Origin of the sequence: Cupriavidus laharis (genome assembly GCF_914271435.1) — a bacterium.
Taxonomy (GTDB): Bacteria; Pseudomonadota; Gammaproteobacteria; order Burkholderiales; family Burkholderiaceae; genus Cupriavidus; species Cupriavidus laharis.
Genome location: NZ_CAJZAI010000008.1, coordinates 61,392 through 77,748 on the forward strand (window position 1 = coordinate 61,392; position 16,357 = coordinate 77,748).

Annotated in this window: 15 protein-coding genes; 9 read left to right on the top strand and 6 right to left on the bottom strand. The window is 67.0% G+C overall.

Annotation, left to right across the window (positions count from 1 at the left end; translation table 11 throughout):
- Positions 1 to 2: 2 nt before the first annotated feature.
- The 5 genes from LDO29_RS16960 to LDO29_RS16980 form a co-directional block, all read right to left on the bottom strand.
- Complete coding sequence (locus tag LDO29_RS16960) at positions 3 to 1,121, bottom strand: Re/Si-specific NAD(P)(+) transhydrogenase subunit alpha (RefSeq protein ID WP_224080958.1); 1,119 nt, start codon at positions 1,119 to 1,121, stop codon at positions 3 to 5.
- Between the two features lie 104 nt (positions 1,122 to 1,225).
- Complete coding sequence (locus LDO29_RS16965) at positions 1,226 to 2,020, bottom strand: TauD/TfdA dioxygenase family protein (protein ID WP_224080959.1); 795 nt, start codon at positions 2,018 to 2,020, stop codon at positions 1,226 to 1,228.
- Between the two features lie 26 nt (positions 2,021 to 2,046).
- Positions 2,047 to 3,018, bottom strand: coding sequence for a zinc-binding dehydrogenase (locus tag LDO29_RS16970; protein WP_224080960.1), 972 nt, complete (start codon positions 3,016 to 3,018; stop codon positions 2,047 to 2,049).
- Between the two features lie 49 nt (positions 3,019 to 3,067).
- Entirely contained in the window at positions 3,068 to 3,433 is a 366-nt protein-coding gene (locus tag LDO29_RS16975) for a hypothetical protein (protein ID WP_224080961.1), read from the bottom strand.
- Complete coding sequence (locus LDO29_RS16980) at positions 3,423 to 3,884, bottom strand: hypothetical protein (RefSeq protein WP_224080962.1); 462 nt, start codon at positions 3,882 to 3,884, stop codon at positions 3,423 to 3,425. Before LDO29_RS16980 ends, LDO29_RS16975 begins: the two co-directional genes overlap by 11 nt.
- 207 nt (positions 3,885 to 4,091) lie before the next feature.
- Between LDO29_RS16980 and LDO29_RS16985 the strand changes: the two genes are divergently transcribed.
- The 9 genes from LDO29_RS16985 (at position 4,092) to LDO29_RS17025 (ending at position 15,147) form a co-directional block, all read left to right on the top strand.
- A complete protein-coding gene (locus LDO29_RS16985; RefSeq protein ID WP_224080963.1) occupies positions 4,092 to 4,382 on the top strand; it encodes a UxaA family hydrolase in 291 nt (96 codons plus the stop codon).
- Positions 4,383 to 4,387: 5 nt separating this feature from the next.
- Positions 4,388 to 5,542: a UxaA family hydrolase gene (locus tag LDO29_RS16990; RefSeq protein WP_224080964.1), complete on the top strand. Its 1,155-nt coding sequence runs from the start codon at positions 4,388 to 4,390 to the stop codon at positions 5,540 to 5,542.
- 6 nt (positions 5,543 to 5,548) lie between these two features.
- The gene (locus tag LDO29_RS16995; RefSeq protein ID WP_224080965.1) at positions 5,549 to 6,253 is read left to right on the top strand and encodes a GntR family transcriptional regulator; all 705 of its coding nucleotides are present in this window, start codon (positions 5,549 to 5,551) and stop codon (positions 6,251 to 6,253) included.
- Positions 6,250 to 7,296, top strand: coding sequence for an Ldh family oxidoreductase (locus LDO29_RS17000; protein ID WP_224080966.1), 1,047 nt, complete (start codon positions 6,250 to 6,252; stop codon positions 7,294 to 7,296). The genes LDO29_RS16995 and LDO29_RS17000 overlap by 4 nt, the downstream gene beginning before the upstream one ends.
- An 88-nt stretch (positions 7,297 to 7,384) precedes the next feature.
- Positions 7,385 to 10,942, top strand: coding sequence for an indolepyruvate ferredoxin oxidoreductase family protein (locus tag LDO29_RS17005; RefSeq protein WP_224080967.1), 3,558 nt, complete (start codon positions 7,385 to 7,387; stop codon positions 10,940 to 10,942).
- 71 nt (positions 10,943 to 11,013) lie between these two features.
- Positions 11,014 to 11,994, top strand: a complete 981-nt coding sequence (locus LDO29_RS17010; protein WP_224080968.1) for a tripartite tricarboxylate transporter substrate binding protein — start codon at positions 11,014 to 11,016, stop codon at positions 11,992 to 11,994.
- Between the two features lie 155 nt (positions 11,995 to 12,149).
- Positions 12,150 to 13,478: an MFS transporter gene (locus LDO29_RS17015; protein WP_224080969.1), complete on the top strand. Its 1,329-nt coding sequence runs from the start codon at positions 12,150 to 12,152 to the stop codon at positions 13,476 to 13,478.
- A gap of 219 nt (positions 13,479 to 13,697) precedes the next feature.
- Entirely contained in the window at positions 13,698 to 14,165 is a 468-nt protein-coding gene (locus LDO29_RS17020; protein WP_224080970.1) for a hypothetical protein, read from the top strand.
- 133 nt (positions 14,166 to 14,298) lie between these two features.
- Positions 14,299 to 15,147: an IclR family transcriptional regulator domain-containing protein gene (locus LDO29_RS17025; RefSeq protein ID WP_224080971.1), complete on the top strand. Its 849-nt coding sequence runs from the start codon at positions 14,299 to 14,301 to the stop codon at positions 15,145 to 15,147.
- On the opposite strand, the gene LDO29_RS17030 is transcribed toward LDO29_RS17025, so the two are convergent.
- On the bottom strand, positions 15,148 to 16,326 hold the full coding sequence (locus LDO29_RS17030; RefSeq protein ID WP_290369586.1) for an NAD(P)/FAD-dependent oxidoreductase: 1,179 nt from the start codon (positions 16,324 to 16,326) through the stop codon (positions 15,148 to 15,150). It abuts the gene before it with no gap.
- Positions 16,327 to 16,357: the final 31 nt, after the last annotated feature.

Consider the following 16,357-nt stretch of genomic DNA (forward strand, 5'->3'; position numbering starts at 1 on the left):
CCTTAGCCGGCCAGCGCCGCTTGTTCGCGCCGCGTCATCAGGCAGGCCGCGACGATGTCGTCTTCGAGGTTGAGCGTGAACTGGCCTTCCTTGTCGATGACCAGCTTGAGAAAGTCCAGTACGTTGCGGGCATACAGCGCCGAAGCGTCGGCCGCGACCATGCTGGCCAGGTTGGTATGACCGATCAGGATGACGCCATGGCGCTCGACCACCTCATCAGCCACGGTCAGCGGGCAGTTGCCGCCCTGCGCGGCGGCCAGGTCGACCACCACCGAGCCGGGCTTCATCTGCTGCACGGTGGCCTCGTGCAGCAACACCGGGGCCTTGCGGCCCGGGATCAGCGCGGTCGTAATGACAATGTCGGCCTGGATGGCGCGCTGGTGCACCAGTTCGGCCTGGCGCTTCATCCAGTCCGGCGGCATCGGGCGCGCATAGCCGCCCACACCCTGCGCGATCTCGCGTTCCTCGTCGGTGACGAACGGGACGTCCAGGAACTTGCCGCCGAGCGATTCGATCTGCTCCTTCACGGCCGGACGCACGTCCGAGGCCTCGATCACGGCACCGAGGCGCTTGGCCGTGGCGATCGCCTGCAGCCCGGCCACGCCGGCACCGAGGATCAGCACGCGCGCCGCCTTGACGGTGCCTGCCGCAGTCATCAGCATCGGCATGAAACGCTGGTAGTGATGGGCCGCGACCAGCACGGCCTTGTAGCCAGCGATATTGGCCTGGGACGACAGCACGTCCATGCTCTGCGCGCGCGTGGTGCGCGGCGCCGCTTCGAGCGCGAAGGCGGTGATGCCGGCAGCGCTCATGCGCGCGTTGTTCTCGGTATCGAACGGGTTGAGCATGCCAACCAGCACGGCGCCGGGCTTCATCTGCGCCAGCTCGTCGGTGTCGGGCGCGCGCACCTTGAGCACCAGCGGCGCGGCCAGCGCGTCGGCAGCGGTGCCGATGGTCGCGCCGGCCGCCTCATAAGCGCCGTCGGGCTGGCTGGCACGCAGGCCCGCGCCTGCCTGCACCACGATCTTGTGGCCTTGTGCGACGTATTTCTTGACTGTCTCCGGCGTTGCGGCGACGCGCGCCTCCCCCGCCCGAGTCTCAGTCGGGATGCCTATCTGCATGGTTCCATCTCCTGTGATCTGCTGCGCCAACCGGCATGGGGACGCTGCGCGCCGGGCACCGCCCGGGGCCCGTGGCGCTTGCGGTGCCGGTCGGGTCGTGCCGCTCAGCGGGGCACTTCGCCTTCGAGCGTCACGCGGTTGAGCACGCGCTCGGCATTGCCGTAGTCATGGACGGCGTAGTGCATGGTGCAGCGGTTGTCCCACATCACCACATCGCCTTCCTGCCACATGTGGCGGTAGACGTTGTCGGGGGTGACCGAATGCTCGTACAGGAAGTCGAGCAGCGGACGGCTTTCCGCTTCGGTCATGCCCTCGATGCACTCCGCGGTGTCCGGGTGGCCGACGTACAGCGCCTTGCGGCCGGTCTCCGGGTGCGTGCGCACGATCGGGTGCACGGCCGAAGGCACTTTGTCCGAGCCGGTCATCTTGGCCAGGCGCGCGCCGCTGAAGCGTGCGCGCAGGCCATCGATCAGCCGTTGCATTGCCGGCGACAGGCGCTCGTACGAGAGGTACTGGTTGCACCACATGGTGTCGCCACCGACCGGGATCGTGACGCCCGACAGGATCGAGATCTTCGGCGGCACCGCCGTGTAGATAGAATCCGAGTGCCAGGCCTCGGTCGAGGCAGTCTCCTTCGGGATCTTGGTGACCTGGAACAGCTCCGGGAATTCCGCCAGCCCCTTGAGCAACGGATTGCCCTGCACCGGCGTGCCCCACAGCCGGGCGAAGGCCACCTGGGCAGCCGGTTGCAGGAACTGCCCGCGGAACACCAGCATGCCGTGCTCCAGGAAGGCCTGGTGCAGGACCTTGAAGGTGGCGTCGTTGATCGGGTCGTTCAGGTTGACGCCGGTTACCGATGCCCCGACCGAACCGGTCAGCGGCTTGATTTCGATGGTCATGATGTCTCCTCTGTAGTCGGATGGATTCAGTCGACCAGCAGCACGATCTTGCCGACATGCTGGTCTTGCTTCATGTACGCATGCGCCGCGTGGATATCGGTCATGGCGAAGGTGCGGTCGATCGGCAGCCGCACACGGCCCGCGCGCAGGAACGGCAGCATGTCGCGCGCGCAGGCCTGGATGCAATCGAGCCGCTCCTGCTCGGTACGGGTACGGAACGTCACGCCGATCAGTTGCAGGCGCTTGAGCCACAACTGGGCCAGGTCGATCTGTGCCGTGGCCGACCCGAGCCGCGCGATGTTCACGAGCCTGCCCTTGACGGCAAGGCTCTTCATATTGGCTTCGAATACCGGGCCGCCGACCGTGTCGATGATCACGTCGACGCCCTTGTTGTCGGTCGCCGCCATGACCGCCTCGACCTGGTCGTCCTTCGACGAGTCGATGCCGACATCCACGCCGTACTGGCTGAGCTTGTCGAGCTTCGCCGCCGAGCGCGACGAGGCAATAACCGGCCTGGCACCCATCAGCGAAGCAATCTGGATGGTGGCCATGGCTACGCCGCCCGACGCGCCATTGACCAGCACCGACTCGCCTGGCTTGAGCTGGCCGTTCGTGACCAGCGCGTCATGCGCGGTGATGAACACGTTCGGAAACGCGGCAGCATCGATCCACGACATGCCGTCCGGCACGGCGATCAGCGCCATCGGGTTCGAAACGACATATTCCGCCTGGCAGCCCTTGCCGTGCCCCATGACGCGGTCGCCCTTGCGCCAGCCGTGCACGCCTTCGCCGACTTCGGCCACCTCACCCGCGAACTCGACGCCCGTGGTGATGGTATTGCCGGTACGCAACTCCTTCGCCTGGTTGATCTCACCGCGGTTCAGGCCTGAAGCCCGCACCCTGACCAGCACCTGGCCCGGCCCCGCGACGGGAACGGGAATATCCTGCACCTCGACCTTGCCGCCCTCCGGGCCCGGCACCACACGAATTGCCTTCACTATTGGCTCCTTCCTTGTTTCGTTCTATTCCTGGCTGACTCTGGCTGTCTCACGCACGGCCCAGCGCCGTCGCACGGATCAGCGAAAGCAGCGTCAGCGCGCGTTCGGCCGCGGCTTCCCCGCCGGGATGGTTACCCCGCACAAACGGGGCACGCGTGTCTTCGATGGCCGCCAGCGCGGCCAGCGGCTCTTCCGCCGCCACCGTCAGCCGCCGGAACTCATTGACGGTCAGCAGGTACGTATGGAAGACATCCTGCTTGGCCGGCGTGGTTCCCAGCTTGTGGAACAGCACGTTCAGCCAGTGCGTCCCGGCGAGCATCGCGGCCTCGATGGTCATCTCGTAGTCGGCCGGTTCGCATTTCTGCAGCGATGCCTCGATGCGGCGGGCAATCGCGATGTGTCCTTCAATGTCCATGTGCCCTCCCGTCCATTCGCTTCGCCAGCAAATCGAGGCAATGCCGCAGCGCCGTGTCGCAGCTGTGGGCAATGGCTTCCGTCGGCACCAGCCCCTCGCGCAGGCATGGGTCGCGGTAATGCTCGATGCGCTCCATGTCTTCCATCATCGCGCCGATGTCTGCAGGGACCGGCGCTTCCACCTTCGGGCGCCCGACATGCAGGACGTCGCCAAGCGGCCGGAACGCCGCCTGAAGCTTGCCGTCCGCCTGAGGCACCAGATAGACACCGGGCTGCGTGGCGAACATATCGTCATCCAGCGTGACCCCGGCCTGATGCAGTGCTGCATTGACCGCATGCGTGCCCGCTGTCATACCGGCCCAGAACCACAGCTCGAAATCCTGGAGCGGATCCAGGCGGTCGCGCAGTGCCTGAAGCTTCGCAATCTTTTCCAGGTGTGACACCACCTTCATGCCTGACTCCTCCTGTCGAATCACATCGGCGCAAAACTGCGGCGCCGTTGACATGACGATAGACATGGGCGAACCCGATGTCAACAACTTCTATATAGGACTTTCATCTAGGAGTAGTGGTTTTCTCGGGGGTATTCGCGATTCGCCTTGACTAAACACCGTTCAATTCCCTACATTGCATCTCAACATCTATACAGGAGTTGATCAATGCCACGAGCCATCGTACTGAACCCAACCGACAATGTGGCCACCCTGCTGGACGCCGGCCACGCCGGCGAAGCGTGCGCCCTGGAAGGCGAGCGATCAGGAAAGCTGGTCCTGCTCCAGGACGTGCCCTTCGGCCACAAGATTTGCATCACCGACACGCCCCCGGGCGTAGACATCGTCAAGTACGGCCAGGTAATCGGCCGCGCCAGCCACATGATCCTCGCCGGCGAACACATGCACGTTCACAACATCGAATCGGCGCGCGCGCGCGGCGACCTGCACAAGGGCTGACACATATGGCTACTACCTTCCTCGGATATCCGCGCGAAAACGGCGCGGTCGGCGTGCGCAACTGGGTCGCCGTCGTTTCGGTCATGGATAACTGCAACCCGGTGACGCGCACCATTGCGCGCACCGTGAGCGGCTGCATCCCGGTCACCACGCTGTTCGTGCGCGGCCAGTTCGGCGCGGATCTCGACTTCGCGTTCGAATCGCTGGCCGGCCTGGGCCGCAATCCCAATATCGCTTCGGTGCTGCTCGTGGGCCTGGAGCCTTCGTCCACGGAAGAAGTGGCGCGCCGCATCCAGGCCAGCGGCAAGCCGGTCGAACGCGTGCACCTGCAGCCCAACGGCACTGTCGACTGCATTGCCGAAGGCACGCGCAAGGCAGCCCGGCTGTCGCTGGCCGCGTCGCGCGCGCGCCGCGTGCCCTGCCCCGTGTCGTCGCTGGTGATTGGCGTGGAATGCGGCGGATCGGATACCACCTCGGGCCTGAGCTGCAATCCGGTCATCGGGCGCATGGCAGATATGGTCATCGCGGAAGGCGGCACGGTCATCATCTCGGAGACCTCGGAATTCATCGGCGCCGATCACCTGTTCGCCGAACGCGCTGCTGACGGCCGCGTGCGCGAAGCCTTTGTCACCGCGGTGCGCAATATGGAGAACCTGGCGATCTCGCGCGGCGTCGACATGCGCGAAGACCAGCCTTCGCCCGACAACAAGCGCGGCGGCCTCACCACGGTCGAGGAAAAAGCGCTGGGCGCCATGGCCAAGGCCGGCAGCACGCCGCTGGTGGGCGTGCTGCGCTACGGCGAGGCACCGCGCAAGCCAGGCCTGCATTTCATGGACGCGCCGGCCGCGGCAGTGGAAAATCTGACTGCACTTGCCGCCGGCGGGTGCCAGCTCACGTTCTTCGGCACCGGCGTGGGCAACCCGATCGGCAGCATGGTGGCACCGACCGTCAAGGTGTGCGGCAACGTCAATACGCTGCAGACCATGGCCGACAACATTGATTTCGACGTGAGCGGCGTCCTGCAGCACGGAGAGAAGATCTCCGACCTCGGCGAGCAGCTCTATGCCTATGCGATGGATATCGCATCGGGCACGCAGCTGACCAGCGAGGTGCTCGATGTCCGGGAGACCGCGATCAGTCGATTCGCACTGAGCCTCTGAGCAACCATGACCAAACTGAACAGCGTCTCCGACGCGATCATCCGCTCCATCGAATCCGGCGCACTGCGCGAGGGCGACCGCCTGCCGTCGGAAGGCGAGCTGGCCGCCATGCACGGCGTGAGCGTCGGCACCATTCAGAAAGCGCTGGTCCGGCTGACGCACTCGGGACTGATCACGCGCGAACAAGGCCGCGGCACGTTCGTGTCCGGCACGCGCGTGGCGCCCGCGGACGTGCGCTACCTGCGCTTTCGCGACGAAGACGGCAACGAACTGCCGTCCTACGTCCACGCGCGTTCGGTCAAGCGCCTCAAGAAGAAGGGGCCGTGGGCGGACTTCCTCGAAGGCGATGGCTATGTGCGCATCGAGCGCGTCATCAACGTCGGCGGCCGCTTTGACCTGTACAGCGAATTCTGGCTGCGCGAGGATGATTTCGCGCAACTGGGCGGGCTGGACCGCGAGGCGCTGGAGAAGAACCTGCGCGAGCTGATCGGCCAGCGCCTGTCGCTGCCGACGCTGCGCGTGGACCAGTGGATACGCTTCGGCCAGGCGCCGGCGGCGGCCGCCCGCGAGCTGGGGCTCGACGCCGACGCGCCTGCCTTCATCATGGAAATGCGCGGCTACACGCTGCGCGACCAGCCGCTCTATTACCAGTCGATCTACGCCGCGCCGTTCACCGAGCGGCTGATGATCGTGCGGGAGAAATCTTCATGACGACCCGATGCAATGTCCAAAGCCTGGAGCAATGGACGTCGGCCGTATTCGAATCGTGCGGCGTGGCGCCCGAGCATGCCGCCGGAGCTGCCACCGCGCTCGTGCGCAGTGAACTGCGCGGCTACAAGACGCACGGCATGACGCGGGTGCCGTCCTACGTGGACCGCCTGCGCGCCGGGGACTTCAACCTGCGCGCCACGATGTCGCACCGGGCCTTCGCCGGCGGCATCGTGCTGGACGCAGACGGCGCCATGGGCCAGGTCGCCGGGCCGCATGCGGTCCAGCTTGGGCTCGAAGCCCTGGAATCGAGCGCCTCGGTGCTCATCGCGGTGCAGTCGTGCGGCCACCTGGGCGCGCTGGGCATCCATGCACTGCTAGCGGCTGAAGCCGGCGCGTTCTGCATGGTCGGACAGCGCACCCCGCCGGTGCTCGGCATGGAAGGCTTCTCCGGCCCGGCCATCGGCCACAACCCCATCGCCTTCGGTTGCCCGCTGCCGGGCCAGGCACCGATCGTGTTCGATGTGGCGTGCAGTGTCGCCGCGCGCGGCCACATCCTGCTTGCCGCCCGCGAGGGCAAACCCATCCCCGAAGGCTGGGCGCTCGACGCCGACGGCCAGCCGACCACCGATGCGCAACGCGCGCTCGCCGGCTCGCTGCTGCCCACGGGCGGCCACAAGGGCATCGGCATCGCCATGATGGTGGAATGCCTGGCAGGCGCGCTGGCCGCCACGGCCGATTCGCTGTCGCCGGAACGCAACCAAGTCGGTAGCGGCGGCGCGGTTGGACGCCAGGGTGGCTTTGTCTGGCTGGTCAAGCCCGAGGCCTTCTCCGGCCAGGGCGTCTTCGCCGACTACATGGCGCAGTGGACCGGCAACTACCTGGCCGCCGGCGGCGGGGATGCAAGGCTCCCCGGCCACCGCGGCGACACGCTGGAACGCGAAGGCCGCGCACACGGCATCGCACTGCCTGATGCCATCGCCCGTGAACTGGGCGCGCTGGGCCAGCAACTGGGCATCCCGCTTCCAGTCCCGCTTTCGGCCTGATCCAACCGCACAGACATTGCAGATATCCGGGCTACCGGCAGACGCTGGCCGTCCCTACCCCATAAAACACACTGGCTGAATCCGCCCCATGAACGCTCCAATTCTCCCCGACGCGGCCCGGAAGGCCATGGAAGCCGTCTCGATCGACGACAAGTACGCGCTCGAAGCCGGCCGTGCCTACATGAGCGGCGTGCAGGCGCTGGTGCGTCTGCCGCTGCTGCAACGCCGGCGCGATGCCATGGCGGGCCACAACACCGCGGCCTTCATTTCCGGCTACCGCGGCTCGCCGCTCGGCAACTATGACCAGGCCATGTGGCAGGCGAAGAAATACCTCGCCGAGAACCACGTCGTGTTCAAGCCCGGCGTCAATGAAGAGCTTGGCGTCACGGCCGTGTGGGGATCGCAGCAGCTGGATTTCGATGCGGAAAGCAAGAAGTACGACGGCGTCTTCGGCATCTGGTACGGCAAAGGCCCCGGCGTCGATCGCAGCGGCGATGCACTGAAGCACGCCAACCTGGCCGGTACGTCGCGCCTGGGCGGCGTGATCGCGCTGGCCGGCGACGACCACGTATCCAAGAGCAGCACGCTGGCGCACCAGAGCGATCACACCTTCATGGCCTGCGGCCTGCCGGTGTTCTTCCCGTCGAATGTGCAGGACATCCTGGACCTGGGCGTGCATGCCTTCGCCATGAGCCGCTTCAGCGGCCTGTGGTCCGGCATGAAGACCGTGCAGGAAGTGGTGGAGTCCGGCTCGTCGGTCGTCACCGATTCGGACCGCGTGCGCATCCTGCTGCCGGAAGACTTCGCCATGCCCGAGGGCGGCCTGCATATCCGCTGGCCGGATGATCCGCTCGCCGCCGAGGCGCGCATGATGGAGTTCAAGTGGCCCGCGGCACTCGCCTATGTGCGCGCCAACCGCCTGAACCGCAACGTGGTGGAAGGCCCGAACGACCGCTTCGGCATCATCGCCAGCGGCAAGGCCTATAGCGATACGCGCCAGGCGCTGCTCGACCTGGGCCTCGATGACGCCACCTGCCGCGCGCTCGGCATCCGCGTCCACAAGGTCAGCGTGGTGTGGCCGCTCGAACCGCTCAGCGTGCGCGAATTCGCGCATGGCCTGCGCGAAGTGCTCGTCGTGGAGGAAAAGCGCCCACTCATCGAACAGCAGCTCAAGGACGAGCTGTACCACTACCCCGAGCAGGCCCGCCCGGCCGTGTTCGGCAAGTACCACCACACCGAAGGCGTGGGCGGCGAATGGAGCCACCCGCGACCGGCCGAAGACTGGCTGCTGCGCGGCAAGGCCGACCTGTCGCCAGCGCTGGTCGCCAAGGCCATCGCGCAGCGCCTCAAGGCACTGGGCGTGCCCGCCGACGTGGCCGCGCGTATGGACGTGCGCCTGAAGGAAATCGAAGCCAAGGAACGCGCCACCGCGCAGGGCGATTCGCGCGCCGCCGACCGCCTGCCGTGGTTCTGCCCGGGCTGCCCGCACAACACCAGCACCAAGGTGCCGGAAGGCTCCGTCGCGACCGCCGGCATTGGCTGCCACGGCATGGTGGTGTGGATGGACCGCTCGACCACGTCGTGGTCGCAGATGGGCGGCGAAGGCGTGCACTGGATGGGCCAGTCGGACTTCAGCAAGCGCAAGCACATGTTCGCCAACCTGGGCGACGGCACATACAACCACTCCGGCCTGCTGGCCGTGCGCCAGTCGATCCACGCCGGCGTGAACATGACCTACAAGATCCTGTTCAACAGCGCCGTGGCCATGACCGGCGGCCAGCCGGTGGACGGGCAGCTCGACGTACCCGCCATGTCGCGCGAACTGGCCGCCGAAGGCGCGCGCCAGATCGTCGTGGTCACGGACGAGCCGGAGAAGTACAAGGGCGTCGCCAACCTGGCAACGGGTGTCACCGTGCGCCACCGCGACGAACTCGATGCCGTGCAGCGCGAACTGCGTGAAGTGAGCGGCGTCACGGCGATCATCTACGACCAGACCTGCGCGACCAAGAAGCGCCGCGAACGCAAGCGCGGCACCATGGTCGATCCCGACAAGCGCGTGGTCATCAACGAGCTGGTGTGCGAAGGCTGCGGCGACTGCTCGGTGGAAAGCAATTGCCTGGCCGTGCAGCCGGTGGAAACCGAGTTCGGCCGCAAACGCAAGGTGAACCAGGACACCTGCAACAAGGACTTCTCGTGCACCAAGGGCTTCTGCCCGAGCTTCGTCACCGTGGAAGGTGGCAAGCTCAGGAAGCCTTCGACGGGCGGCAAGAGCCAGTCGGTACCGACCGACATCCCGCTGCCTGCACTTCCGGAAGCGGCGCGTATCGTCGTGGCGGGCATCGGCGGCACCGGCATCGTGACCATCGGCGGCGTGCTGGGCATGGCCGCGCACCTCGAAGGCAAGGGCGTGATCACGCAGGACGCCACCGGCATGGCGCAGATGGGTGGTTCCACCTGGAGCCACATCCAGATCGCCGCGAGCCCCGATGCGCTGCACGCCAGCCGCGTGGACATGGCCATGGCAGACCTGGTGATCGCATGCGACACGGTAGTGGCGGCCAGCAAGGCAACGATAGCCGCCATGTCGCCGCAGCGCACCTACGTCGTGCTCAACAGCCATGTGACTCCGACCGCCGCCTTTGTACGCAACCCGGACTGGGATCCGCAGACCGAGGAAGCCGTCGGCCGCATTGCACAAGCTGTCGGCAACGGCCAAGTCGGCAGCTTCGATGCCGAACAGGTGGCGAAGCAGGTGATGGGCCAGTCGATCTACGCGAACCTGATGATGCTCGGCTACGCATGGCAGAAGGGCCGCGTGCCGCTGTCGCACGATGCGCTCATGCGCGCTATCGAACTCAACGGCGTGCAGGTCGACAGCAACAAGGCTGCATTTGAATGGGGCCGCATGTGCGCGCACGACATGTCGCGCGTACCGATGCGCGCCGCCAATGCACAGGTGATCCAGTTCGTGCGCAAGCCGTCGCTCGATGACCTGCGCGCCCGCCACGTCGAGTTCCTGACCGGCTATCAGAACCGCGCCTACGCCGCTCAGTACGAGGAATTCATCGACCGCGTCAAGATTGCCGAGTCGGTCACGGGTGGCACGCGCCTCACCGACGCCGTGGCGCGCTCGCTGTTCAAGCTGATGGCCTACAAGGACGAGTACGAAGTGGCCCGCCTGCACACCGACGCCGCATTCCGCAAGCAGATCGAGTCGATGTTCGAAGGCAACTTCCGCCTGGTGCACCACTTGGCGCCGCCGCTGTTCGCCAGGACGAACCAGGACGGCGAGCCGGTCAAGGCGGCCTATGGCCCCTGGGTGCGCAAGGCGTTCGCGGTGCTGGCCCGCTTCAAGGGCCTGCGCGGCACCGCGCTCGACCCGTTCGGCTATACCGCCGAACGCAGGGAAGAGCGCGCGCTGATCGCGGAATACCGCGACTGCGTCGAGGCGCTGCTGCCGAGGCTTTCCGCACAGAACCTGGCGCTGGCGCTCGAGATCGCGCGGCTGCCGATGGACATCCGCGGCTATGGCCACGTCAAGGCACGCAACCTCGCTGCCACCCGCGCGCGCCGGGAACGATTGATGGCGCAGTGGGAAAGCAGCGACGTCCGCAACGACAGGATGAAGCCGACCGTGGCGGCCTGAACCAATCTGGTGTAGCAAGGCCCCCGCTGCACGGCGGCAGGGGCCGCTCAACGACAACGAGGAGACAAGTCATGAAATCCGTACTGCACCGCGTCGGCCATACCCTGGGCGCCGTTGCGCTCGCCGCCTGTGCCGCCAGCGCCCTGGCCCAGGGCGGCTACCCGAACCACCCAGTCCGCATCATCGTGCCTTGGCCGGCCGGCGGCGGCGTCGATACCGTCACACGCACCGTAGCCGAAAAGATGACGGCGAGCCTGGGCCAGCAGTTCGTGGTCGACAACCGTCCCGGCGCGACCGGCAATATTGGCGCCGGCCTGGGGGCCAAGGCGGCGCCCGATGGCTACACGCTGCTGGTCGCCAGCGCACCGATGGCCATCAACGCGAGCCTGCACAAGAACCTGCCGTTTGACCTGGGCAAGGACTTCGCGCCGCTCGGGCTGATGGCGAGTTCGCCTTACATGCTGGTGGTCAATCCCTCCATCGCAGGCTCGGTCAAGGAACTCGTCGCCCGTGCGAAGGCCGAGCCCGGCAAGCTCAGCTACGCGTCGGTGGGACCTGGCACGCAGCAGAACGTGGTCTGCGAGGTCTTCAAGGAGATGGCCGGCGTCAATATCGTCCACGCGCCTTACAAGGGCGGTCCGCAGGCGCTCACCGACATGGTCGGCGGCCATATCCACATGATGTTCCACGGCGTGCCGGCGGTGATGCCGTTCGTGAAGGGCGGCCAGCTCAAGGGCATTGCCGTGGCAAGCAAGCAGCGCCTGCCCCTGTTCCCGGATGTCCCGACCATGGCGGAGGCGGGCTTCCCCGGCATCGAGGCGAGCGAATGGTACGGGCTCGTGGCCCCGGCCGGCACGCCCAAGGAGATCGTTGCGCTGCTGGGCAAGGAGATCGAGAAAGCGCTCAATGCGCCAGGCGTGCGCCAGCAGTTGGTCAGCCAGGGATATGAACCGGCCAGCAGCAGCTCGCCTGACCAGTTCGCGACCTTCATGGCCGCCGAGCAGAAGAGATGGGCGCTGGCCATCAAGCAGACGGGATTCCACCTGGAATAAGCCTCCGCAACGCAACCCGGCCCGGACGAGATGCCGCGGCCGGACCCGGCACCCCCGCCCCGTGATCCGCGAGCCCAGTGGCCGCGAACGTCAAAAACATTACCTCAGGCAAGGCGCGGCCTCCGAAAGGGGCCCGCCACGCCAGGAGACAAGCCATGCCCATTGATCCGACCACCATGGTGGCACCGTCCCACCCTCCGGTCGCCGCCCGGGACGCCGGCCAGCACAAACCCATGTCGAAGGCATCGGCCATTACGGCCATCACCATCGGCGGCGCGCTGGAGCTGTATGACTCCGGCGTCTACAACTTCTTCGCCACGCTGATCATTCCGCTCTACTTTCCCGTGGGCAACCCGCTCGGCCAGTTGCTGCTGTCCTTCGGCACCTTCGGCGCGGGCTACCTGATGCGCCCGCTCGGCGGCCTGGTGATCGGTGCCTATGCCGACCGCTACGGCCGCAAGCCCGCGGTGCTGCTGTCGATGTGGCTGATGGCCTTCAGCGCACTGATCCTGGTGGTAACGCCGCCGTACGTGCAGCTCGGCATCATGGCCCCGATCCTGATGATCGTGGCGCGGCTCGTGCAGGGCTTCGCGATCGGCGGCGAGATGGGCTCGGCCACCGCGATGCTGATGGAGTATGCGGACGAACGCTCGCGTGGCTTCTACACCAGTTGGCAGACCGCCAGCCAGGGTATTGCCGCTGTCTTTGCCGCGCTAGTGGCGCTCGCGCTCAGCCATTCCCTGAGCCCGGATGCGCTGGAGCACTGGGGCTGGCGCGTCGCATTCCTGATCGGAATCCTGGTGATTCCTGTCGGCCAGGTCATTCGTCGCCGCCTGGAAGAAACGCTGGAGCCGCCCGCCCGCAAGAAGGCAGCCGCCGGTGGCTGGCAACTGATGCGGCAGCACTGGCACGAACTGGTGGCCAGCGTGCTGCTGATGACCGGCCTGGCCGCCGCGGTGCACCTGATCGCCTACTACCTGCCCAACTACGCCGCCTTCCAGCTCAACATCCCGCGTGGCGACGCGGTCTGGGCAGGCTTTGTCGCCGCGGCCATGATGGTGGTCTTCGGCCCCATCGCCGGCTGGATGAGCGACCGGTTCGGGCGCCGCACCATCGTGTTGTGGTCGCGCGTGGCGCTGCTGATCATGGCGTACCCGGCCTTCGTCCTGATCAATGCCTTCCCCTCCCTGACCTGCCTGCTGGTGGTGGTCGGCTGCCTGGCCATCCCGATGGCGATGACCTCGCCCGCCACGCTGGTGCTGGTCAGCGAGGTGCTGCCCCAGCGCATGCGCGCCACCGGCATGGCGGTGACCTACTACGTGGCCATCGCGGTATTCGGCGGCTTCGCCCAGCTGTTCTCGACCGTGCTCATCCACATGACAGGCAGTCCGAATGCGCCGGCGTTCTACCTGATCGGCTGCGGCCTGGTCTCGCTGATCGGACTGGCGATGGTGCCCGAGACGCTTGGCCGGCGACTGTCGTGAGCAGGCAACGCTTCTGCGCGGCTCCATGCGGCAATAGCCTGTCGCTCGGCAACAGCTAGCTGCTTGGCACCGGGCAAAGCAACATGATCGGCGTAGCCGTGGGGGTGCGACACAAGTTCTGATCCGCCGGACTGAGGGGCGCCGCCGGGTCATCGGGTCGCCGGTAGAATTCCTGCTTTGACCGCCGGGCAGCGCGCCCGGCACACGCCGGACCCGTACGTGCCCTTCATCCTGCTCGGCCTTGCCGTTATCGGTGCCCTGATCTACGGGTACGTCCGTCTCTACCATGCCGTCGCCGGCGCATTCGGCACCCTTGCCGGCGCCGGCGCCGTCGCTCTCGCCGCGGCGCTGCTGGCCGCACTGGTCGCCGACGGCGTGCGGCGCTGGCGCGCCATCCATGGCGTGCGCATCCAGGGCGAGCGCATCCTGTCGCTCGATGGCACGTGGGGCAGCCTGCGCGTCGATGCGGAGCGCAAGCTCGGCATGGTGGCGCTTGGCGACGCGCAATCGCGCTTCATCTTCGCCGACATCGCCGGCGCTGAGCCAGTCTTGAAAGCCGGCGCCTGGGCACTGGCCCTGCGGCTCGAACACAATGCCCGGCCGCTCTGGCAAATCCCCATGCCCACGCGCACCCACGCGCGGCGCTGGGCGAAGATCCTCGCTCTCGCAGCGCAGCAAAAGCTCTGACGAAGACCGGCGCGGCCAGCCCATAACGGCACTGAAGCAAAGAGAAGCACCAGCATCCCCTCCCTGCAAAACCACTGGCCTGCAGCGCCAACTCCGTTTAAGATTGCGCGATTATCGAACAAATCAAGCTGCAATGGAGACTACCCGCCCCCTTGGTATTGGCCAGGCCCAGGCCGATACCGTCCGAGTTGCCCGCCACCAGGCCGACCTGCTCGGCAGCTTTTCCGGCGACCCGAACTTCATGTTGTCGCTCGCGCGCGGCCTGACCGTGCTCGAAGCGTTTTCCGAACGCAAGCGCCCGCTCACGATCTCGCAGGTGGCGCAGCGCACGCAGCTGTCGCGTGCATCGGTGCGCCGCTGCCTGTACACGCTCGAGCAGCTCGGCTACGTGAGCCAGCAGGACGGGCAGTTTGCGCTGCGCCCGCGCGTGCTGCACCTGGGGCATGCGTATTTCTCGTCCACGTCGATGGTCTCGCTGTCGCAGCCGATCCTCGACAACCTGAGCGCGCGCATCCACGAGACCTGTACGCTCGCCATCCTGGACGGCACCGACATCCTCTACCTGGTGCGCTCGGAAGTGCAGCGCGTCGTCAACTACTCGCTCGGCATGGGCAGCCGGCTGCCGGCCTATTGCACGTCCAATGGCCGCCTGCTGCTCGCGCACCAGCCGGCGTCGGTGCTCGACGGCTTCTTCGAGCATGCCGACCTGCGCCCGCGCACGCTGCAGACCAAGGTGTCGCGACAGGAACTGGAGAGCTGCTTCGAGCGGGCCAGGGAACTGGACTACGTGATCGTCGATGAAGAACTCGAACCGGGCCTGCGCGCGATGGCGGTGCCGGTACGCTCGGCCGCCGGCATCGTGCTGGCGGGCATCAGCGTGAGCGTGCGCGCAGCCAAGGTGACGGAGGCGGAGATGGTGACGCGGCTGCTGCCGCCGATGCGCGAAGCCGCCGCGGCCATCGGCCGCCTCATCACGTCCTGATCACGGCTTGAACAGCCTGGCCGGGCTCAGCATGGCCTCGGTCAGGCCGAAATCCGCGATCCGCTGCGGCAGCGGCCGGCCCTGTGCCAGCGCGGCGCAGGCTTCGCCCATGGCGGCCGAGGTCTGGATGCCGTAGCCGCCCTGCGCCGCCACCCAGAAGAACCCTTCCGCCTGCGGATCGAAGCCGCCGACGAGATCACCATCGGCCACGAAAGAACGCAGCCCGGCCCAGGTGCGGGCGGGACGGCGGATCGACAGCGTGGTCATCGCCTCGATGTTGTGGATGCCCGTGGCGATATCCAGCTCCTCGGGTTGCACATCGTGCGGTGCGACCGGGTCCGCGTTGGCCGGCGAGCCCAGCAGCATGCCGGCGTCGGGCTTTACGTACCAGGTCTCGTCGAAGCCGTAGAACATCGGCCAGCGCGACACATCCATGCCTGCCGGCGGCGCAAAGACAAAGGCGGAGCGCCGGCAAGGCTGCAGGCCGATGGCCCGCACGCCGGCCATGGCGGCGACCGTATCGCACCACGCGCCTGCGGCGTTGATGAGCACCGGAGCGTTATAGTCGCCATGGCCCGCACGTACGTGCCAGCGGCCGTTGCGCCGTTCGATGGCGGTCGCTTCGGCATCGCACACCAGCGTGCCGCCATGCTGGCGCAAGCCGCGCAGGTAGCCCTGGTGCAGGGTGTTGACGTCGATGTCGGCGGCATCGGGCTCCAGCACCGCGCCGAGCACCTTCCCGGGGCGCAGCACCGGCACGCACGCACAGGCCGCGGCGCGGTCCAGCCGCTGTGCCCGCGCGCCAAGCGCGCGCAGCACTTCCCAGTGTTCATCGAGCTGGTCCTGTTCGCCCGGCAGCGCGAGCATCATGGCGCCGCGCGGCGACAACGCGGGATGGCCGGCAAACCCGCTGGCCTGCACCGCGTCGAAAAAGGCGCGGCTGGCCATGGTCAGGCCGCGCACCTGCGGCGTGCCGTAGCTTTCGAGATAGAGCGCGGCCGAGCGGCCGGTAGCGTGGTAGCCAGGCTGCGCCTCGCGCTCGAGCACGATGACACGGCCGGCCGGCGCCAGCCAGTAGGCCAGCGAGGCGCCGGCAATGCCGCCGCCAATGATCAGGTAGTCCGCCGCCATGGCGCCGGCAGCCTGTGTGCCCGCCGGGGCCGAACCGCTCTGGGTCATGTTCACGCTCCTTGTCGTCATGGCACCGTAA